The following is an 18,908-nucleotide window of genomic DNA, read 5'->3' on the forward strand; positions in this document are numbered from 1 at the left end:
CCCGTCGAGCGCATGATGCGCGACGCCAAGATCACCCAGATCTACGAGGGCACCAACCAGGTCCAGCGCATCGTCATGGCCCGCAACCTCCCGTAATCGTCTGCCACTCGCGCCTCTTGGAAGGAGACAGGCCGTGACCCTGAAGATCGCTGTCTGTGTGAAGTACGTTCCCGACGCCACCGGCGACCGCGGATTCGCCGATGACCTGACCGTCGACCGCGACGACGTCGACGGGCTGCTCTCGGAGCTCGACGAGTACGCCGTCGAGCAGGCGCTGCGCATCTCCGAGGAGGCGGACGACGCCGAGGTCACCGTGATCACGGTGGGTCCGGACGACGCCAAGGACGCTCTGCGCAAGGCGCTGTCGATGGGCGCCGACAAGGCCGTGCACGTCAATGACGAGGACATCCACGGCACCGACGTCATGGGCACCTCGGCGATCCTCGCCAAGGCCCTGGAGAAGACCGGTTTCGACCTGGTCGTCTGCGGCATGGCCTCGACGGACGGCACCATGGGCGTGCTGCCGGCGCTGCTCGCCGAGCGTCTCGACCTGCCCCAGGTGACGCTGCTCTCCGAGGTGTCGGTCGAGGACGGCGTGGTCAAGGGCCGCCGCGACGGCGACGCCGCCAGCGAGCAGCTGGAGGCCCCGCTGCCGGCCGTCGTGTCGGTCACGGACCAGTCGGGCGAGGCCCGCTACCCCTCCTTCAAGGGGATCATGGCCGCCAAGAAGAAGCCGGTCGAGGAGCTGGACCTGGACGACCTCGGCATCGACGCCGACGAGGTCGGCCTCGGCGGCTCCTGGACCCTGGTCGAGTCGGCCACGGCGCGCCCGGCCCGTACGCAGGGCACGATCGTCACGGACGAGGGCGACGGCGGCAAGCAGCTGGCCGCGTTCCTGTCCGCCCAGAAGTTCATCTGACCCACCGTCACCATCCCTCAGGAGCAAGGAATCATGGCTGAGATCCTGGTTCTCGTGGACCACGCCGACGGTGCGGTCCGCAAGCCGGCCCTCGAACTGCTCACGCTGGCCCGCCGGATCGGCGAGCCGACGGCGGTCGTCCTCGGCGCCGGCGAGGCCGCGGCCTCGATCGCCGCGACGGCCGGCGAGTACGGCGCGGCGACCGTGTACGTCGCCGACGGCGCCGAGTTCGCCGAGCAGCTCGTCGTGCCCAAGGTCGACGCGCTCACCCAGATCGCCAAGGACAAGGGCGTCGCCGCCGTCCTGGTGACCTCCTCGGGCGAGGGCAAGGAGGTCGCGGCGCGCGTGGCGCTGCGCCTGGGCTCCGGTCTGATCACGGACGCGGTGGAACTGGAGGCCGGCGAGAACGGCCCGGTCGCCACCCAGTCGGTGTTCGCCGCCTCGTACCAGACGAAGTCGACCGTCTCGCACGGCGTGCCGGTCATCACCGTCAAGCCGAACTCGGCGGCCCCGGAGGCGGCTCCGGCCGCGGGCGCGGTCGAGAACGTCACCGTGGCCTTCACCGGCAACGCCGCCAAGGTCGTCTCGCGCACCCCGCGGGTCTCCACCGGCCGTCCGGAGCTGACCGAGTCGGCGATCGTGGTCTCGGGCGGCCGCGGTGTCGGCGCGGCCGAGGGCTTCGAGGTCGTCGAGAAGCTGGCCGACTCGCTCGGCGCGGCCGTCGGCGCCTCACGCGCCGCGGTGGACGCGGGCTGGTACCCGCACTCCAACCAGGTGGGCCAGACCGGCAAGCAGGTCTCGCCGCAGCTGTACATCGCGGCGGGCATCTCCGGCGCGATCCAGCACCGGGCGGGCATGCAGACCTCGAAGACGATCGTGGCGGTCAACAAGGACCCGGAGGCCCCGATCTTCGACCTGGTCGACTACGGCGTGGTCGGCGACCTCTTCGAGGTGCTGCCGCAGCTGACGGACGAGATCGGCACCCGCTGACCCTCACGCGAGAAAGGGCGGGTGGCACTCTGTGCCACCCGCCCTTTTCGTCGCCTCTGTCGTCGCCTCTGTCGTCGCCCCCGGGCACGCTCAGAACCAGCCGTCGAGCGCGACCTCCTCGCACAGCCGGACGACCGGCCTGCGGCCCGGCCCGGAACCGTCCTGGGCCAGCCGGACCCGGACCCCGGGGCGCACCGCGTGCGGCGGACCGTCGACCCGGCAGCGCACCACGAACCCCTCGGCCATGTGCACCGGCCAGAGGTCGGCCTGGGCCGCCGTGAAGGCCCGGCGTACGGATATCACGCCCTCGCCGGCGCTCAGTTCGGGGTTGAGGTCCGTCGACCCGCAGGTCGGGCAGAGCAGGCGCTGGAAGGTGGTGGTCTGGCACCAGCGGCAGCGCTGGAAGTAGAGCTCGGGCTCGGCGGCCGACTCGTCGGCCAGGACGGCGGTCCCGTTCCGCAGGCCCGTGGATCCGGTGTGGAACACGATGCTTCTCCTTGCACTCGGCGGCTCAACCGTGCATGGAGCAAACATATGGCACTCAGTGCCAGCAAAGAAAGACCTGAGTTCCCTCAATTGACGATACTGAGATCCCTCTGTGTCCCTGCAGGCACTCAGACGTCCCCGAGGCTCGCCTCCACCTCGCGCACCACGCGCCACATCGGGGTGGACCGCTTGGCGATGACCACGACCACGTCGTCGGTCTCCTGCTCCCCCGCCGAGCCGGCCGCGCCGCTCTCGGGGCTCCAGTTCTCCCGGACGAACTCCAGGGCCCGGTCGACCTCCGCCAGCGGGTCCCCCTCGCCGCCGGAGCGCAGCCAGTGGCGCAGGGCATGGTTGTGCGCGGCGACGACGGAGGCCGCGACGACGTTGGCCCGCAGGGTGCCGTCACGGCGGTCGGCGAACCGGGTGCGCAGATAGTCGCCGAGGGTCTTCTCGTACCGCCAGACGACGGAGAGCTCATAGGTCCGCAGGCCGGTGACCTCGCGCGTGAGGCGGTAACGCTGGACGGAGAAGGTGGGGTTCTCGGCGTACATCCGCATGACGAGCCGGGTGGCCTCGCAGACCCGGACCAGCGGGTCGTCGGTGTCCTGGCTCGCGGCGAGGAACTCGGTCATGTCGGCGAGGCTCTGCTCGTGGTCGGGGAAGACCACGTCCTCCTTGGACGGGAAGTACCGGAAGAAGGACCTCCGGCCGACCCCGGCCGTGCGGACGATGTCGTCGATCGTCGTCTGCTCGTAGCCGCGCTCCAGGAAGAGCTGGAAGGCCGCCGCGACGAGGGAGTCACGCATCGAGGGCTTGGCGGGGTGGCTGCTCATCCCCCGAACTTAGCACTCGGATCCCTCACGCGGCGGCACTTGGTGCCATGCCCGTGGTCAGCGGGCCGCCATGCGCAGGGCGCCGTCCATCCGGATGGTCTCACCGTTGAGGTAGTCGTGCTCGGCGATCATCGTGACGAGGCGGGCGTACTCCTCGGGGCGGGCGAGCCGCTGCGGGAAGGTGACGCTCGCGGCGAGCCCGGCCCGGATCTCGTCGCTGAAGCCGGCCATCATCGGGGTGTCGACGATGCCGGGCGCGACGGTGACGACCCGGATGCCGTACTGCGCGAGGTCACGGGCGGCGGTGACCGTCATCCCGGCGACGCCGGCCTTCGAGGCGGCGTACGCGATCTGGCCGACCTGCCCCTCGAAGGCGGCGATGGACGCGGTGTTGACGACGAGCCCGCGCTGGCCGTGGGCATCGGCCTCCTGCTTCGCGATGACCTCCGCGGCGAGCCGCATCACGTTGAAGGTGCCGACCAGGTTGACGTCCAGCACGGCGCGGAACAGGGCCAGGTCGTGCGGCCCCTTGCGGCCGAGCACGCGCGCGGAGGGCGCGATCCCGGCGCAGTTGACGGCGAGCCGCAGCTCGGCGCCGTCCTCCTCGATCCGCGCGAGCGCGGCCCCGACCTGCTCCTCGTCGGTGACGTCGGCGCCGATCAGGGTGACCCCGTCCGCGGGGGCCCCGGCCCCCGCGACGGCCTTGTCGAGGTCCAGACCGTAGACGGTCGCCCCCCTGGCGGCGAGCGCGGCGGCGGTGGCGGCGCCGAGCCCGGAGGCGGCACCGGTGACCAGCGCGGCGGAACCTGCGATGTCCATGAAACTCCTCGTACGAGATTTGTCTTCGACCGACTGTCTGCTGCCACCGGTCTACCGGTTGTCGAGCTCCCTGCTCATGAACAGGGCCGTCTCTCCTTCGCTCGCCGTGCCCCGGTAGAAGGTGGTGTCGAGCCCGCACAGCTCGAAGCCCATCCGCCGGTAGGCGCGGACGGCGGGCGCGTTCACGTTCGTCACCTCGAGCCAGGCGGTCCGCGCCCCGGCCCGGCGCCCGTGCGCGCAGGCCCGCTCCATGAGCTCGGCGCCGATGCCGCGGCCGCGGTGGGCGGGCGCCACGGCGATCCGGTGGACGACGAGGCGGCTGTGCCACTCCTCGACGCCGTACTCGACGAAGCCGCAGACCGCGTCCCCGGAGACGGCGACCTCGACGCGCGGCCGGCCGGAGCGCTCCCCGGCCCCGCCCGGGACGGCGTCCGCCCCGTCCGCCCCCTCCTCCCCGTCCTCGTCCTCCCCGTCCTCGTCCTCCCCGTCCTCGTCCTCCTCGTCCTCCGCGGGGAAGACCTTCAGGAGCGGCGGCTCGACGTCCCGCTCCCGCAGGGCGAATCCTCCGCCGTCCGCGACGACCTCGTAGATCCGGTCCGTCGTGAAGGAGTCGTCGATCGCCTCGACGCCCTCCCGGTCGGCGGGCGCCGCCGACCGGTAGACGATCGGCGGCGCGGAGGCCTCCCTGACGCCCTTGGCGCTACTTCCACTCATAGACCTTCGCTGTGGCCTTTCCGCTCGCTTCGACCTCGAACTCGAACACTCCGGCTATGGCGTTGAGCCGGCTGAACTCGGCGGCGGCGGTCTCGAAGAAGAGGCTGCCGCGCCAGTGCACCGAGCCGCCCTCGTCAAGGCTGCCGACGCCGGAACCGTGCCAGGTGATCGTGTCGCCGCCCTCGGTCATGATCACGCCCTGGCCCTCTCCGAAGAGGGTGCCGTCGGCACGCACCACCGATTCGTACGTGCCCATGTCCTTCACCCCGGTGCCCAGAAGGGTGCCGGTCGCCTGGAAGGACGCCTCCATGACGGGGTGGCCGCCGTCGGTGGACAGCACCCGGATTCCGGTGGTCTCGCCCCGTTCCTCGCCGATCAGGTCGCCGAGCATGATGGACTCCTCTCCCCACGTGACGGATCGGTCTCCCCTCTTCCGGAGTACGCCCGCAGGCAGGCCCGGGCAACCGGAGCCCGCTGACCTGCGATCGGACCCGAGCGAGCGCGTGAGCGGGGCGGGGCGGGGTCCGGTCACACACGCAAGATCACCTCACGAGTGGCGGTGGTACGCCTTGTTGGCGATGCGCCGGCCCCCGCCGACGCGGACCAGCAGGAAGACGTCGGTGAACGTGTCGGCGCCGGACCCGGCCGGCACGGACGATCACCCGGCCCGCCGGCCGGTCCGCGTCCCGCAACGGAGGGGCGCCAGGCCGACGTTCGACCGGGGACCCTCGCGCACGCGCGGGTGCCGCTACTTCGCCGTCGCCGTCAGCTGGCGGCTGATGACCAGGCGCTGGATCTGGTTGGTGCCCTCGAAGATCTGCATGATCTTGGCCTCGCGCATGTAACGCTCGACCGGGAACTCGCGGGTGTAGCCGTAGCCGCCGAGCACCTGCACGGCGTCCGTGGTGACCTTCATGGCGGTGTCGGTGGCGATGAGCTTGGCCGCGCTGGCCTGGCGGCTGAAGGGCCGGCCGAGGTCGCGGCGGCGGGCCGCGTCCAGGTAGGTGGCGCGCGCCGCGTCGACGGCGGCGGCCATGTCGGCGAGCAGGAAGCCGAGGCCCTGGTGGTCGATGATCTTCCGGCCGAAGGTGGTGCGCTCGTTGGCGTAGGCGACGGCGGCGCTCAGCGCGGCCTGGGCCAGGCCGGTCGCGCAGGCGGCGATGCCGAGGCGGCCGGAGTCGAGGGCACTGAAGGCGATCTGCAGGCCCTGGCCCTCGTCGCCGATGCGCCGGTCGGCCCCGATCAGGGCGCCGTCCCAGTGGGCGGAGGTGGTGGGGACGGCCTGGAGGCCCATCTTGCGCTCCGGCTTGCCGAAGCTCAGCCCCTCGGTGGCGCCCGGGGCGAGGAAGCAGGAGATGCCGTGGCTGCCGGGCGCGGTGCGGGCGAAGAGGGCGTAGAAGCCGGCCTTGCCGCCGTGGGTGATCCAGGCCTTGTTGCCGGTGACGCGGTAGGCGCCGTCGTCCGTGCGCTCGGCCTTGCAGGCCAGGGCGGCGGCGTCGGAGCCGGCCTGCGGCTCGGAGAGGCTGTAGCCGCCGATGAGCTTGCCCTCGAGCATCTCGGGCAGCCAGCGCTCCTTCTGCTCGGCGGTGCCGAAGGAATGGAGCGGGTGGCAGGCGAGGGTGTGGACGCTGGTGGCCACGGCGACGGCGGCCCAGCGGGCGGCGAGCTCTTCGAGGACCTGGAGGTACACCTCGTAGGGCTGGCCTCCGCCGCCGAACTCCTCGGGGTACGCGAGACCGAGCAGACCGGCCTTGCCGAGGGTCGCGAACAGGCCTTCCGGGTAGCTCTCGGCGGCCTCGTGCTCGTCGGCGCGGGGGGCGAGCTCCTTGTCGGCGATCTCCCGCGCGAGGGCGATGAGGTCCGCTGCCTCGGGGGTGGGAAGCAGGCGGTCGACATCCATGGCGACTCCATCACGACGCGTACGGTGCTGTGAAACGGTACTGCGAGGGGTACGGCAGTACCGGTTAGCGTAGCGCAGAAGGAGGTCCGCGTAACCCCCCGAACGGGTCGACCGGCATACTGTTCGGGTGATCGAGACCTCCGCCGTCGGCGCCCCCAAGCTCACCGGCCGGGGCGCCGCCCGGCGCTCCGAGCTCTTCGAGGACCTGGTGGCACTTCTGGTCGGCGAGGGCTTCGCCCGGCTGACCCTCGACGATCTCGCCGCCCGGCTGCACTGCTCCAAGCGGACCCTCTACGGCCTCGCGGGCAGCAAGGAGCAGCTGGTCCGGGCGGCCGTGGTGCACTTCTTCCGGCGTGCCACCGGCCGCGTCGAGGCGGTGCTCGCCGCGGCGACCGGCCCCGCCGAGCGCCTGGCCGCCTACCTGCGGGCCGTCTCCGCCGAACTCGCCCCGGTCTCCCCGCAGTTCTTCGACGACGTGGCGGCCTTCGAGCCGGCCGCCGAGGTCTACGAACGCAACACCCGGGCCGCCGCCGGGCGGGTGCAGCAGCTCATCGAGGAGGGCGTGACGGCAGGCGTCTTCCGCGAGGTCCACGTGACCTTCGCGGCGGACGTGATCGCCTCGGTCATGGTCCGCATCCAGCGGCGCCAGGTCGCCGCCGCGACCGGGCTGCCCGACGCGGCGGCGTACGAGCAGCTCTCGGAGCTGCTGCTGCACGGCCTCCGCAAGGGCTGAAGCGCTCCGGCGTCGGCTAGCCGGGCGCGGCGGAGAAGGCCCGCCGGTAGGAACGGGGCGGTACGCCGCGGCGCCGGACGAACTGCTCGCGCAGCACGGCCGCGCTCGCGTAGCCGACCCGGTGGGCGATCTCCTCGACCGGGAGGTCGCTGGTCTCCAGGAGTTCCTCGGCCCTGCTCAGGCGCAGCTCGCGCAGCCAGGCGTGCGGGGTCGTACCGGTCGCGGCGGTGAAGCGGCGGGCGAAGGTGCGCCGGCTCATCATGGCGCGGCGCGCGAGTTCCGCGACGGGCAACGGCTCGTGCAGGTGCGCGCGGGCCCAGCCGAGGACCTCGGCGAGCCGTTCGTCCTGGCCGTCGGCGGGGACGGGCGCGGCCAGGTACTGCGCCTGTCCCCCGTCGCGGTGGGCGGGCAGCACCATGTCCCGGGAGACGCCGTTGGCCCGCGCCGCGCCGTACTCGCGCCGCAGCAGGTGCAGGCACAGGTCGAAGCCGGCCGCGGCACCCGCGCCCGTGACGACGTCTCCCTCGTCGATGTAGAGGGCGTCGGCCTCCACGCTGACCGACGGGTGCCGCTCGGCGAGGAGTTCGGCGAACCGCCAGTGGGTGGTCGCCCGCCGGCCGTCGAGCAGCCCGGCGGCCGCGAGCGCGAAGGTGCCGACGCAGTGGGCCGCGAGCACCGCACCGCGCTCGTGCGCCGCCCGCAGCGCGTCGACCACGGCCGGGCCGGGCGGGGTCCGGAACCCCGCCCCGGGCAGGACCATGACCAGGTCGGCCTCCGCGAGCCGGTCGAGACCGTGCGTGAGGGACAGCGGCACCCCGCAGTCGGTGGGCACCGCGCCGGGCACCTCGGCGCACAGGGCGAAGTCGAAGCCGGGCAGCGCCGGCCCGTGGGGACCGAAGGCCTCGGCCACGACACCGACGGCGAGCATGCCGACGCCCGGTGGGGCGTACGCGGCGACGGTCCGGAAGGGCGGCACGGTCGCAGTGTTCCACACGATGGCACGAATCCTGCGATCGTCGGCACCAGTGCCACTCGTGAACGGCCTCTGCGGCCAGCAGGATTGAGGGCATGACAGACGCACCGCTCGGCCGCAGCGCCGTGTACAAGGTCCTGACCACCGGCTACGTGGGTTCGACCGGCCCCGGTGTGGCCGCCACCGTCTCCTACGTCTCCGACGCCGGACGGCACGTGATCTTCGACCCCGGCATGGTGGCGAGCCCCGACCACATCCTCGCCCCGCTCGCCGAGCAGGGCCTCGGCCCCGAGGACGTCACCGACGTGGTCCTCAGCCACCACCACCCGGACAACACCATGAACGTGGGCCTCTTCCCCACCGCCCGGGTGCACGACCACAAGGTGGAGTACCAGGGCGACCAGTGGCGGAACCGGGACGCCGAGGGCTACGAACTCACAGCGTCGCTGCGCCTGATCCGCACCCCGGGCCACAGCCCCGAGGACATCACGCTGCTCGCCGGCACGGACGAGGGCGTGGTGGCCTTCGCCGGTGACCTCTGGTGGCACGCCGAGGGCCCGGCGGACGACCCGGTCGCCCCGGACCGCGAGGCCCTGCGCGCCTCACGGCTGCGGGTGCTGGCCGCCGCGGACCTGATCGTGCCCGGCCACGGCGCCCCGTTCGAGGCCGGCGACGGCACCCCGCTCTAGGCGTGCCGGCCGGACGAGGGCGCTCGGCGTGTCCGTGGCGGCGCTGTGACCTCTTCCCCGGGGAGAGGCGAGCGCGGGCCGGTCAGGCCACGGAACCGAGTCGGCCGGCCGGTTCGACGGGGCCGTCGTGGTGGATCGGGGTGTGCGCGCCGGTCAGGGAGGCGCCGCTGCCGCCGCGGCGGTTGGCGACGATCTCCGCGCCGATGGACAGCGCGGTCTCCTCGGGCGTACGGCCGCCGAGGTCGAGGCCGATCGGGGAGCGCAGCCGCGCGAGTTCGAGTTCGCTCACGCCGGCCTCGCGCAGGCGCCTGTTGCGGTCCTCGTGGGTACGGCGGGAGCCCATCGCGCCGATGTAGGCGACGGGAAGCTTGAGGGCGGCCCGGAGCAGGGGGACGTCGAACTTGGCGTCGTGCGTGAGGACGCAGAGCACCGTCCGGTCGTCGACCTCCGTCGCCTCCAGGTAGCGGTCGGGCCATTCGACGACGATCTCGTCGGCGTCGGGGAAGCGGACCTTCGTGGCGAAGACCGGGCGGGCGTCGCACACCGTGACGCGGTAGCCGAGGAACTTGCCGACCCGGACCAGGGCGGAGGCGAAGTCGACGGCACCGAAGACGATCATGCGCGGGGCGGGGACGGAGGACTCCACGAGGAGGGTGAGCGGCTGTCCGCAGCGGCTGCCTTCCTCGCCTATCTCCACGGTGCCGGTACCGCCCGCGTCGAGCATGGCCCGCGCCTCGCCGGCGGCGGTGTGGTCGAGGTCGGGGTGGCCGCCGAGCCCGCCCTCGTACGAGCCGTCCGGGCGGACCAGGATCGACCGGCCCACGAGATCCTCGGGGCCGGCCGCGACACGGGCCAGGGCCACCGCCTCACCGGAGACGGCGGCGGCCAGGGCCGCGGGGTAGACCCCGCCGCGGACCGGAGTGACGAGGATGTCGATGACGCCCCCGCAGGTCAGGCCGACCGCGAAGGCGTCCTCGTCGCTGTAGCCGAAGCTCTCCAGGACGGTCCGGCCGTCCTCGAGAGCCTGTTGGCACAGCTCGTAGACGGCGCCCTCCACACAGCCTCCGGAGACCGAGCCGACCGCCGTGCCGTCGCTGTCGACGGCGAGCGCGGCGCCCGGTTGACGGGGTGCGCTGCCGCCGACGGCCACGACCGTGGCGACGGCGAACTCGCGTCCCTGCTCGACCCACCGGTGCAGCTCGTCGGCGATGTCCAGCATCTCGGTCTCCTCGGGAAGGGGTGCGGAGGACGACGTCACCCCGGGCTCACGCCCGTCAGCCGACGCCCACCCAGCTCTCGATGGGGTGGATCGCGAAGTAGACGATGAACACTCCGGTCAGCGCCCACATGAAGCCGCCGACCTCCCTCGCCTTGCCCTGCGCGCTCTTGATCACCACATAGGAGATCACACCCGCCGCGACACCGGTGGTGATGGTGTACGTGAAGGGCATCAGGACCACGGTCAGGAACACCGGGATCGCCACGGAGCGGTCGCTCCAGTCGACGTGCTTGGCGTTCTGCATCATCATCGAGCCGATGACGACCAGGGCCGCGGCGGCGACCTCCTGCGGCACGATCGCGGTGAGCGGCGTGAAGAAGAGGCACAGGGCGAAGAAGCCGCCGGTGACCACGGAGGCCAGACCCGTACGGGCGCCCTCGCCGACGCCGGTGGCGGACTCGACGAAGACCGTCTGACCGGAGGCACCGCCCGCGCCGCCGAGGATGCCGCCGGCACCGTCGATGAACAGGGCCTTGGACAGGCCCGGCATGCGGCCCTGCTCGTCCGCGAGCTTGGCCTCGGTGCCGACGCCCAGGATGGTCGCCATCGCGTCGAAGAAGCCGGCCAGCACCAGGGTGAAGACGATCATCGTGATCGTGATGTAGCCGACGTCGCCCCAGCCGCTGAAGGACACGTCTCCGATCAAGGAGAAGTCCGGTGCGGAGACCGCGCTGCCGTCCAGCTCCGGCGGGCCGGAGAACCAGGCCTTGGCCGGGATGTCCGCTACCGCGTTCAGGACGACCGCGACGAGGGTGCCGACGACGATGCCGATGAGGATGGCGCCGGGGACGTTGCGGGCCTGCAGGGCGAAGATCAGGAGAAGGGTGACCGCGAAGATCAGTACGGGCCAGCCTTCGAGCTCACCGGCCGGGCCGAGCGTGACGGGACCGCCGCCGGGTGCGGGGTTCTCGTGCACGAAGCCGGCCTTCACGAAGCCGATGATCGCGATGAAGAGACCGATGCCGATGGTGATCGCGTGCTTGAGCGCGAGGGGTATCGCGTTCATGATCATCTCACGCAGGCCGGTGACGACCAGGAGACAGATCACCGCACCGTACGCCACGGACATGCCCATCGCCTGCGGCCAGGTCATGACCGGGACGACCTGGGAGGCCATCACGCCGGAGACGCTGAGGCCGGCGGCGAGGGCCAGCGGGACCTTGCCCCAGAAGCCCATGAGGAGGGTCGTGGCGGCCGCGCAGAGCGCCGTGGCGGTGATCAGCGCGGGCTGGCTGAGGACATTGCCGTCGATGTCCTTGCCGGAGAGGATCAGGGGGTTGAGCAGGAGAATGTACGCCATCGCCATGAAGGTGGTGACGCCGCCGCGGATCTCCGTCGCGACGGTGGATCCTCTCTCCGAGATGTGAAAGTACCGGTCGAGCCAAGACCTACCGGCGGGATTGCGCGAGCCGTTGCCCGCGTCCTCCGCCGTGGTCTTGGGCTCTACTGACGACTGGGTCATGGGGCCTACTCCCAAGGTTCAAAGGGGCACCCGCATCAAGCTCTGGGGACTGCGGGATTTGGGATTTCCAGTTGGCTGCACGACCCGGGGGACGGCCCGAGACGAACGGGTGAATCGGTACTGCGGTACTGCGGTGGTGCTGTTTCCCCGTGACGGGGATCTCCGGACGGGCGGGCGGGGGGAAGTGTGACGTTCCTGGGAGGCACGCACCGTCCGGAGAGGTCCTACGAGGTGCCGGTCAGATGCTCGGGGCGGACCGGCGTCCTGCTGAGCTCCAGCCCCGTCGCGTCCCGGATCGCCGCGAGGACGGCCGGGGTGGACGACAGGGTCGGGGCCTCGCCGAGTCCCCGCAGGCCGTACGGCGCGTGGGGGTCGGCGAGTTCGAGCACGTCGACCGGGATGGTCGGCGTGTCGAGGATCGTGGGGATGAGGTAGTCCGTGAAGGAGGGGTTGCGCACCTTCGCGGTCCTCGGGTCGACGACGATCTCCTCCATGACCGCCACGCCCAGGCCCTGGGTGGTACCACCCTGGATCTGGCCGATGGCGGACAGCGGGTTGAGCGCCTTGCCGACGTCCTGGGCGCAGGCCAGCTCGACGACCTTGACCAGGCCGAGCCCGGTGTCCACCTCCACCACCGCGCGGTGCGCGGCGAAGGAGTACTGGACGTGGCCGAAGCCCTGTCCGGTGCGCTGGTCGAAGGCCTCGGTCGGCCGGTGCCGGAACTCCAGCTCCAGGTCGATCGCCTCGTCCTCCAGCACGTCCGCCAGCTCGGCGAGCACCTCGCCGCCGTCGGTGACGACCTTGCCGCCCTCCAGGAGCAGCTCCGCCGTCGCCCACGCCGGGTGGTACGAGCCGAACTTGCGCCGGCCGGTCTCCAGGGCCTTCGCGCGGACGGCCTCGCAGGTGTTCTTCACCGCGCCGCCGGTCATGTACGTCTGCCGGGAGGCGGACGTCGAACCGGCGGAGCCGACCTGGGTGTCGGCCGGGTGGATGGTCACCTGGGTGACGCCGAGCTCCGTGCGGGCGATCTGCGCGAGGACGGTGACGCCGCCCTGCCCGACCTCCGCCATCGCGGTGTGCACGACGGCCACCGGCTCGCCGCCGATGACCTCCAGGCGCACCCGGGCGGTGGAGTAGTCGTCGAAGCCCTCGGAGAAGCCGACGTTCTTGATGCCGACGGCGTAGCCGATGCCGCGGACGACGTCCTCACCGTGGGTCGTGTTGGACAGACCGCCGGGCAGCTGGCGCACGTCGGCGCCCTCGGTGGTCTCCCACTGGCGCTCGGGCGGCAGCGGGCGGGCCTTGACCCGGCGCAGCAGTTCGGCGACCGGGGCCGGGGAGTCGACCGGCTGGCCGGTCGGCATGAGCGTGCCCCGCTCCATCGCGTTCAGCCGGCGGAACTCCACCGGGTCCATGTCCAGCTCGGCCGCGAGCCTGTCCATCTGCGCCTCGTACGCGAAGCACGCCTGGACCGCGCCGAAGCCGCGCATCGCGCCGCAGGGCGGGTTGTTCGTGTAGAGCGCGAGGGCCTCGATGTCGACGTCGTCGACGGCGTACGGGCCGACGGAGAGCGAGGCGGCGTTGCCGACGACCGCCGGGGAGGCCGAGGCGTAGGCGCCGCCGTCCAGGACGATCCGGCACTTCATGTGCGTGAGCTTGCCGTCCTTGGTGGCGCCGTGCTCGTAGTGGAGCTTCGCCGGGTGGCGGTGCACGTGACCGAAGAAGGACTCGAAGCGGTTGTAGACCATCTTCACCGGCCGGCCCGTGCGCAGCGCGAGCAGGCAGGCGTGGATCTGCATCGAGATGTCCTCGCGTCCGCCGAAGGCACCGCCGACGCCGGCCAGCGTCATGCGGACCTTCTCCTCGGGCAGGCCGAGGACGGGGGCGATCTGGCGCAGGTCGGAGTGCAGCCACTGGGTGGCCACGTAGAGGTCGACACCGCCGTCCTCGGACGGCACGGCGAGGCCGGACTCGGGGCCGAGGAAGGCCTGGTCCTGCATGCCGAAGGTGTAGTCGCCCTCGACGATCACGTCAGCCCGCTCGCGGGCCGCCGCCACGTCGCCGCGGACGATCGGCTGGCGGTGCACGACGTTGGGGTGCGGGACGTGGGCGATGTGGGCGTCGTCGCGGTCCTCGTGGACGAGGACCGCGTCCGCAGCGGTGGCCGAGGCCTCGTCCGTGACGACCGGGAGCTCCCGGTAGTCGATCCTGATCCTGGCGGCGGCGCGGCGGGCGGTCTCCGGGTGGTCGGCGGCCACGAGGGCGACCGGCTCACCGTGGTGCCGCACCTTGCCGTGGGCGAGGACGGGGGTGTCCCGGATCTCCAGGCCGTAGTTCCGCACCCCGGTCGGCAGGTCGTCGTACGTGAGCACGGCGCGGACGCCGGGCATCGCGAGCGCCTCGGCGACGTCGACGGAGACGATCTCGGCGTGGGCGACGGTCGAGCGCAGGGTCTGGCCCCACAGCATGTCCTCGTGCCACATGTCCGAGGAGTAGGCGAACCCACCGGTGACCTTCAGCGTGCCGTCCGGTCGGAGGGTGGACTCGCCGATGCCGCCCCGGTGGTGCTTCTGGGTGACGTCGGTGGGCGTGCCCGCCGGTACGGGCCGCGTGTTCTGCGCCATCGTCAGACCGCCTCTCCCTGACGTTCCCGGCGAGCGGCCGCCAGGCGGACCGCGTCGAGGATCGTCTCGTAGCCGGTGCAGCGGCAGAGGTTGCCGGACAGCGCCTCGCGGATGTCCGCGTCCGTCGGGGACGGGTTGCGCTCCAGCATCTCGTCGGCCGCGACCAGCAGGCCGGGGGTGCAGAAGCCGCACTGCACGGCGCCGGCGTCGAGGAACGCCTGCTGGATCGGGGACAGCTCCACGCCCTCGCCGGTCCGGGAGTCCTGGCCGGGCCGGGCCTCCCACCGCTGGGCGGCGTCGAGCGAGGTGCCGCGGGCGGCGCCGGGGCGGGGCGCGCCCTCGTCGGAGCGGCGCTTCGCGTACTCCGCGAGACCCTCGACGGTGACGACCTCACGCCCCTCGGCCTGGCCGGCGGCCACGAGGCAGGCGCACACCGGCACCCCGTCGAGCCGGACGGTGCAGGAACCGCACTCGCCCTGCTCGCAGGCGTTCTTGGAGCCCGGCAGACCCAGGCGCTCGCGCAGCACGTAGAGAAGGGACTCGCCCTCCCAGACGTCGTCGGCTTCCTGCGGCCGCCCGTTGACGGTGACGTTCACGCGCATGGCTATGCAGCTCCTTCGAGCGTGCGGCCACGGCCGGCGCGGTACTGCTCCCAGGTCCAGCCGAGCGTGCGGCGGGCCATGACGCCGACGGCGTGCCGGCGGTAGCCGGCGGTGCCCCGAACGTCGTCGATCGGGTTGCAGGCGGCGGAGGCGAGCTCCGCGAACTGCCGGGCGATCGAGGGGGTGATGGTCCTGCCGTCGTCCCAGAACCCGCCCTCTTCGAGGGCCGCGTTCAGAAAGTCCTCGGCCGCGGTCGCCCGCACCGGGGTGGGGGCGGCGGAACCGATGCCGGTCCGCACGGTCCGGGTCTCCGGGTGGAGGGCCAGACCGAAGGCGCACACGGCGATGACCATGGCGTTCCGGGTGCCGACCTTGGAGAACTGCTGGGGGCCGTCCGCCTTCTTCACGTGGACGGTCTTGATGAGCTCGTCGGGCTCCAGCGCGTTGCGCTTCACGCCCGTGTAGAACGCGTCGATGGGGATGAACCGGGTGCCGCGCACCGACTCGACCTCGACCTCGGCACCCGCCGCGAGCAGCGCGGGGTGGGCGTCACCGGCAGGGGACGCGGTGCCCAGGTTGCCGCCGACGCCGCCGCGGTTGCGGATCTGCGGGGAGGCGACGGTGTGCGAGGCGAGCGCCAGACCGGGCAGCTCCTCGCGCAGGTTCTCCATGATCCGGGTGTACGGGACGGACGCGCCGAGCCGTACGGTCTCCTCGCCGACCTCGAATTCGTCGAGCAGCCCGATCCGGTTGAGGTCCAGCAGGTACTCGGGGCGACGGTGGTCGAAGTTGATCTCGACCATGACGTCGGTGCCCCCCGCGATCGGCACGGCCGTGGGGTGCTCGGCCTTGACGGCGAGCGCCTCCTCCCAGCTGGCGGGACGAAGGAAGTCCATGGTGGCTGGTTCCTTCCTGTGGTCGTGCGGGGAACGGGGGACGGGACGTCCACGGACGGGGGACGTCCGTGCGGGGCCCGGAGGGGAAACGGCCGGCGACTCCGACGATCTCTTCACGTGCCGTTTACGCGGTGTTGTGTGGCCTAGTACACAAGCCCCGCTCGCCCGTGTGCAGCCACCGAACACATGAAGGAGTTGGCTGACGACCACCACCGTCTTGTAGATTCGAACGAACGACGAAGAACAGCCACCTCACTGTTTCCCCTCGGAAACGCTGGCACCAGGCCACCGACGACAACGCGACACCCATCACCACGACGAGAAGGAACGGCGGCGACATCATGCGGCTGCGCGCACTGCTGGAGAACGACGCGCTGGGGCTGCGCCTGCTCGGCGGCGAGGACGAGCTGGACCGGACCGTGCGTGGCGTGATGACGACGGACCTCAAGGACCCCAGTCGCTACCTGTCCGGGGGCGAGCTGGTCCTCACCGGGCTCGCCTGGCTCCACGAGCCGGCCGACGCCGAACCCTTCGTGCGCATCCTGACGGGCGCCGGCGTCGCCGCGCTGGCCGTCGGCGAGGCGGAGCTGGGCGACATTCCCGGCGATCTCGTGGAGGCGTGTTCTCGCCACCGCCTGCCGCTGTTCGCGGTGAACGAGTCCGTTGCGTTCGCGACGATCACCGAGCACGTTGTTCGACAGGTCTCCGGCGAGCGGGCGGGCGACCTGGCGGCCGTGGTCGACCGGCACCGGCGCCTGATGACCTCCGGCCCGGCCGGCGGCGGCCCCGAGGTCGTCCTCGATCTGCTCGGCTCCGACCTGGACCTGCGGGCCTGGGTGCTCTCCCCCACCGGCCGCCAGATCGCGGGTGCCGGGGAGGCCCTCGACCCGTCCCTCGCCGCCACCCTCGCGGGCGAACACCTGGCCGCCACCCGCACCGGCCGGCGCGGCCCGCACCGGCTCAGCGCGAGCGGAAGCACCTACTCGCTCTTCCCGATCCGCAACACCGGCCGGGGCGCCACGCCCGCCTCCCGCGACGTCCGCGAGACCGTGCTCTCCGACTGGCTGCTCGCCGTGGAGGCCGACGCCGGCGACTGGCCGGCCGCCCGGCTGGACCTGCTGCAGGGCGTCACCCAGCTGATCGCCGTCGAACGGGACCGCCGGGACGCGGCCCGCACGGTACGGCGCCGACTGGCCCAGGAGGTCCTGGAGCTGGTCCAGACGGGCGCCGCGCCCGCCGAGATCGCCGCCCGGCTGCGCGTCGCGGCGCCGGTGCTGCTGCCCGGCCTGGGCACCGCCCCGCACTGGCAGGTCGTGGTCGCCCGCGTCGAGTGGGACCACGAGGCCGGCCAGAACCCGGTCGACAGCGGCCCCGTCGCCCAGGCCCTCCTGGAGGAGATCCTGGTCGACCCCGCGGCCTCCGGCGCCGAGTCCGCGGACCGGATCGCCGTCGCCCACAGCGGCGACGAGGCCATCGCGCTGGTGCCGCTGGCCGCCGCGCCGCTGCCGGACAGCGAGGACGAGCTGCCCCCCGTGGCGGTCGGCCTGCACGCCGACGCGCTGCTCGCCGCCGTGCGGGCCCCGCTGTCCGCCGGGCTCTCCGACGACGGCCGGCTCACCCTGGGCGTCAGCGCGGCCGTGCACTCCGCGGAGGGCCTGCGCGGGGCCCTGGAGGAGGCCCGGCACGCCCGCCGGGTCGCCGCCGCCCGGCCGGGCCGGGTCTGCGCCGCGGGTCACCACGAGCTGGCCTCGCACGTCCTGCTGCTGCCCTTCGTCCCCGACGACGTCCGCCGAGCCTTCACGGCCCGCCTCCTGGACCCGCTGCGCGACTACGACCGGCGGCACCGGGCGGAGCTCATCCCGACCCTGGAGGCGTTCCTCGACTGCGACGGCTCCTGGACCCGCTGCGCGACCCGGCTCCACCTGCACGTGAACACGCTGCGCTACCGGGTGGGCCGCATCGAGCAGCTCACGAGCCGGGACCTGTCCCGCCTGGAGGACAAGCTGGACTTCTTCCTGGCCCTGCGGATGAGCTGATCTCGCGGTTCATCTCTTCGGGTGATCACCGGAACTGACGGGGCGGCAGGCGACTGCCGCCCCGTTGCGGCGTGTGGCCCGTGTTTCGGGGGGCTCCCCTTGTGAATTCTTTCACCCGACCCCTTGGCCCCCGCCCCACCTCCGTGCTGAGATGCCGTCCTACTCACAGCTCGATGGCGCGCTCGGGGAGGGCAATGTGGCGTACGGCCGGGGAACCCCACTGGAGACCGCGGTCTGGAGACTTCGCTCCCGCGGCTGCTGGACGGACGCCGCCGAACTCCTCGCCCCACGATCGGCCGAACCGGCCGCGGCTCTGGAGCGGGCGGCCCTGCTCATCGAACGCTGCCTGTACACCGAGCAGGGCTGGGCCGAGGCGGAGGAGGCCCTGCGGGCGGCGGAGGCGGTGGCGAGGACCGACGAGGAGCGCGGGGCGGCGGCGTGCGAGCGCGGCTATCTGGCGTACGCGTCCACCCTGTTGGGCGTACGGGACCGGGCGGACGAGGCGCGGGCGGCGCTGGGCCGCGCGGCGGCGCTGATCGGACCGGAGACCCCGGGGCGGGCCGTCCTGGACTTCCGGCGCGGCCTGATCGCCCAGAACCTGGGCGACTCGCCCCAGGCGGCCCGCGCCGCCTACCGGCGGGCGCACGCGGCGGCCACCGCCCACGACGACGCGCTCCTGCTGTCGTTCACCTGGCGTCACCTGGCCGGACTCGCCCTGCGCGAGGGCGAGTTGGCCGAGGCCCGGCACGGCTTCGCCGAATCCCTGCGCATCCGGGAGGAGTTGGGCTACCTGGTGGGCACGGCACCGGCCCTGGCGTCCCTCGCCGAGGCGGAGACGGAGCCGGAGGCGGGTCGCCTCCGGGCCGAGGCGACCCGCCTCTTCCGCCTGCTGGGCGGCGTACCGACCTGGCTGGCGGGCCAGCTGACACCACGTCCGGCGATCTGACCGGACC

General features: G+C 72.6%; 19 protein-coding genes and 1 pseudogene. 7 read left to right on the forward strand and 13 right to left on the reverse strand.

Annotated features, from left to right (window positions below; genetic code table 11):
• The 3 genes from AB0M16_RS32340 to AB0M16_RS32350 all read left to right on the forward strand — a co-directional run.
• Positions 1–96, forward strand: a 96-nt coding sequence (locus AB0M16_RS32340; protein WP_157849844.1) for an acyl-CoA dehydrogenase family protein, incomplete at its 5' end; no start/stop codon positions are given.
• A gap of 37 nt (positions 97–133) precedes the next feature.
• Positions 134–919 (forward strand): electron transfer flavoprotein subunit beta/FixA family protein, encoded by a 786-nt coding sequence (locus tag AB0M16_RS32345; protein ID WP_365349337.1) that lies wholly within the window; start codon positions 134–136, stop codon positions 917–919.
• A 33-nt stretch (positions 920–952) separates the two neighbouring features.
• Entirely contained in the window at positions 953–1,909 is a 957-nt protein-coding gene (locus AB0M16_RS32350) for an electron transfer flavoprotein subunit alpha/FixB family protein (protein ID WP_365349339.1), read from the forward strand.
• A 90-nt stretch (positions 1,910–1,999) separates the two neighbouring features.
• Here the strand turns inward: AB0M16_RS32350 and AB0M16_RS32355 are convergent, their stop codons facing one another.
• The 7 genes and pseudogenes from AB0M16_RS32355 to AB0M16_RS32385 form a co-directional block, all read right to left on the reverse strand.
• The gene (locus AB0M16_RS32355; protein ID WP_365349341.1) at positions 2,000–2,395 is read right to left on the reverse strand and encodes a zinc ribbon domain-containing protein; all 396 of its coding nucleotides are present in this window, start codon (positions 2,393–2,395) and stop codon (positions 2,000–2,002) included.
• A 128-nt stretch (positions 2,396–2,523) separates the two neighbouring features.
• Positions 2,524–3,228: a TetR family transcriptional regulator gene (locus tag AB0M16_RS32360; protein ID WP_365349343.1), complete on the reverse strand. Its 705-nt coding sequence runs from the start codon at positions 3,226–3,228 to the stop codon at positions 2,524–2,526.
• Between the two features lie 57 nt (positions 3,229–3,285).
• Complete coding sequence (locus tag AB0M16_RS32365; RefSeq protein ID WP_365349345.1) at positions 3,286–4,047, reverse strand: SDR family NAD(P)-dependent oxidoreductase; 762 nt, start codon at positions 4,045–4,047, stop codon at positions 3,286–3,288.
• Positions 4,048–4,098: 51 nt separating this feature from the next.
• Positions 4,099–4,761, reverse strand: coding sequence for a GNAT family N-acetyltransferase (locus AB0M16_RS32370; RefSeq protein WP_365349347.1), 663 nt, complete (start codon positions 4,759–4,761; stop codon positions 4,099–4,101).
• Positions 4,748–5,152 (reverse strand): hypothetical protein, encoded by a 405-nt coding sequence (locus tag AB0M16_RS32375; RefSeq protein WP_365349349.1) that lies wholly within the window; start codon positions 5,150–5,152, stop codon positions 4,748–4,750. Before AB0M16_RS32375 ends, AB0M16_RS32370 begins: the two co-directional genes overlap by 14 nt.
• A 156-nt stretch (positions 5,153–5,308) precedes the next feature.
• A pseudogene (locus AB0M16_RS32380) lies at positions 5,309–5,398 on the reverse strand (nuclear transport factor 2 family protein); the annotation flags it as partial.
• Positions 5,399–5,509: 111 nt separating this feature from the next.
• On the reverse strand, positions 5,510–6,661 hold the full coding sequence (locus AB0M16_RS32385) for an acyl-CoA dehydrogenase family protein (protein WP_365349351.1): 1,152 nt from the start codon (positions 6,659–6,661) through the stop codon (positions 5,510–5,512).
• A gap of 127 nt (positions 6,662–6,788) precedes the next feature.
• On the opposite strand from AB0M16_RS32385, the gene AB0M16_RS32390 reads away from it, so the two are divergent.
• Entirely contained in the window at positions 6,789–7,394 is a 606-nt protein-coding gene (locus tag AB0M16_RS32390) for a TetR/AcrR family transcriptional regulator (protein ID WP_365349353.1), read from the forward strand.
• Positions 7,395–7,410: 16 nt separating this feature from the next.
• On the opposite strand, the gene AB0M16_RS32395 is transcribed toward AB0M16_RS32390, so the two are convergent.
• Positions 7,411–8,322 (reverse strand): helix-turn-helix domain-containing protein, encoded by a 912-nt coding sequence (locus tag AB0M16_RS32395; protein ID WP_365349460.1) that lies wholly within the window; start codon positions 8,320–8,322, stop codon positions 7,411–7,413.
• A 140-nt stretch (positions 8,323–8,462) separates the two neighbouring features.
• On the opposite strand from AB0M16_RS32395, the gene AB0M16_RS32400 reads away from it, so the two are divergent.
• Positions 8,463–9,056, forward strand: a complete 594-nt coding sequence (locus AB0M16_RS32400; RefSeq protein ID WP_365349355.1) for an MBL fold metallo-hydrolase — start codon at positions 8,463–8,465, stop codon at positions 9,054–9,056.
• Positions 9,057–9,138: 82 nt separating this feature from the next.
• Here AB0M16_RS32400 and AB0M16_RS32405 read toward each other — a convergent pair whose 3' ends face one another.
• The 5 genes from AB0M16_RS32405 to AB0M16_RS32425 form a co-directional block, all read right to left on the reverse strand.
• Complete coding sequence (locus AB0M16_RS32405) at positions 9,139–10,275, reverse strand: XdhC/CoxI family protein (protein ID WP_365349357.1); 1,137 nt, start codon at positions 10,273–10,275, stop codon at positions 9,139–9,141.
• 55 nt (positions 10,276–10,330) lie between these two features.
• The gene (locus tag AB0M16_RS32410) at positions 10,331–11,797 is read right to left on the reverse strand and encodes an NCS2 family permease (protein WP_365349359.1); all 1,467 of its coding nucleotides are present in this window, start codon (positions 11,795–11,797) and stop codon (positions 10,331–10,333) included.
• 224 nt (positions 11,798–12,021) lie between these two features.
• The gene (pucD, locus tag AB0M16_RS32415) at positions 12,022–14,421 is read right to left on the reverse strand and encodes a xanthine dehydrogenase subunit D (protein ID WP_365349361.1); all 2,400 of its coding nucleotides are present in this window, start codon (positions 14,419–14,421) and stop codon (positions 12,022–12,024) included.
• Between the two features lie 2 nt (positions 14,422–14,423).
• On the reverse strand, positions 14,424–15,023 hold the full coding sequence (locus AB0M16_RS32420) for a (2Fe-2S)-binding protein (protein ID WP_365349363.1): 600 nt from the start codon (positions 15,021–15,023) through the stop codon (positions 14,424–14,426).
• A gap of 2 nt (positions 15,024–15,025) precedes the next feature.
• Complete coding sequence (locus tag AB0M16_RS32425) at positions 15,026–15,919, reverse strand: xanthine dehydrogenase family protein subunit M (RefSeq protein ID WP_365349365.1); 894 nt, start codon at positions 15,917–15,919, stop codon at positions 15,026–15,028.
• Between the two features lie 341 nt (positions 15,920–16,260).
• On the opposite strand from AB0M16_RS32425, the gene AB0M16_RS32430 reads away from it, so the two are divergent.
• Together AB0M16_RS32430 and AB0M16_RS32435 are read left to right on the forward strand one after the other, a co-directional pair.
• A complete protein-coding gene (locus tag AB0M16_RS32430) occupies positions 16,261–17,955 on the forward strand; it encodes a PucR family transcriptional regulator ligand-binding domain-containing protein (protein ID WP_365349367.1) in 1,695 nt (564 codons plus the stop codon).
• 151 nt (positions 17,956–18,106) lie between these two features.
• Positions 18,107–18,901 (forward strand): hypothetical protein, encoded by a 795-nt coding sequence (locus AB0M16_RS32435; RefSeq protein ID WP_365349369.1) that lies wholly within the window; start codon positions 18,107–18,109, stop codon positions 18,899–18,901.
• Positions 18,902–18,908 lie beyond the last annotated feature (7 nt).

It is taken from the genome of Streptomyces sp. NPDC051921 (assembly GCF_040680975.1).
Classification (GTDB): domain Bacteria; phylum Actinomycetota; class Actinomycetes; order Streptomycetales; family Streptomycetaceae; genus Streptomyces.

Bases quoted from the DNA above. Each gene is read 5' to 3' on its own strand.
- AB0M16_RS32350 (WP_365349339.1), top strand. From the start codon at position 953: ATGGCTGAGATCCTGGTTCTCGTGGACCACGCCGACGGTGCGGTCCGC.
- AB0M16_RS32360 (WP_365349343.1), bottom strand. From the start codon at position 3,228: ATGAGCAGCCACCCCGCCAAGCCCTCGATGCGTGACTCCCTCGTCGCG.
- AB0M16_RS32365 (WP_365349345.1), bottom strand. From the start codon at position 4,047: ATGGACATCGCAGGTTCCGCCGCGCTGGTCACCGGTGCCGCCTCCGGG.
- AB0M16_RS32370 (WP_365349347.1), bottom strand. From the start codon at position 4,761: ATGAGTGGAAGTAGCGCCAAGGGCGTCAGGGAGGCCTCCGCGCCGCCG.
- AB0M16_RS32375 (WP_365349349.1), bottom strand. From the start codon at position 5,152: ATGCTCGGCGACCTGATCGGCGAGGAACGGGGCGAGACCACCGGAATC.
- AB0M16_RS32385 (WP_365349351.1), bottom strand. From the start codon at position 6,661: ATGGATGTCGACCGCCTGCTTCCCACCCCCGAGGCAGCGGACCTCATC.
- AB0M16_RS32395 (WP_365349460.1), bottom strand. From the start codon at position 8,322: ATGCTCGCCGTCGGTGTCGTGGCCGAGGCCTTCGGTCCCCACGGGCCG.
- AB0M16_RS32400 (WP_365349355.1), top strand. From the start codon at position 8,463: ATGACAGACGCACCGCTCGGCCGCAGCGCCGTGTACAAGGTCCTGACC.
- AB0M16_RS32405 (WP_365349357.1), bottom strand. From the start codon at position 10,275: ATGCTGGACATCGCCGACGAGCTGCACCGGTGGGTCGAGCAGGGACGC.
- AB0M16_RS32410 (WP_365349359.1), bottom strand. From the start codon at position 11,797: ATGACCCAGTCGTCAGTAGAGCCCAAGACCACGGCGGAGGACGCGGGC.
- pucD (WP_365349361.1), bottom strand. From the start codon at position 14,421: ATGGCGCAGAACACGCGGCCCGTACCGGCGGGCACGCCCACCGACGTC.
- AB0M16_RS32420 (WP_365349363.1), bottom strand. From the start codon at position 15,023: ATGCGCGTGAACGTCACCGTCAACGGGCGGCCGCAGGAAGCCGACGAC.
- AB0M16_RS32425 (WP_365349365.1), bottom strand. From the start codon at position 15,919: ATGGACTTCCTTCGTCCCGCCAGCTGGGAGGAGGCGCTCGCCGTCAAG.
- AB0M16_RS32430 (WP_365349367.1), top strand. From the start codon at position 16,261: ATGCGGCTGCGCGCACTGCTGGAGAACGACGCGCTGGGGCTGCGCCTG.
- AB0M16_RS32435 (WP_365349369.1), top strand. From the start codon at position 18,107: ATGCCGTCCTACTCACAGCTCGATGGCGCGCTCGGGGAGGGCAATGTG.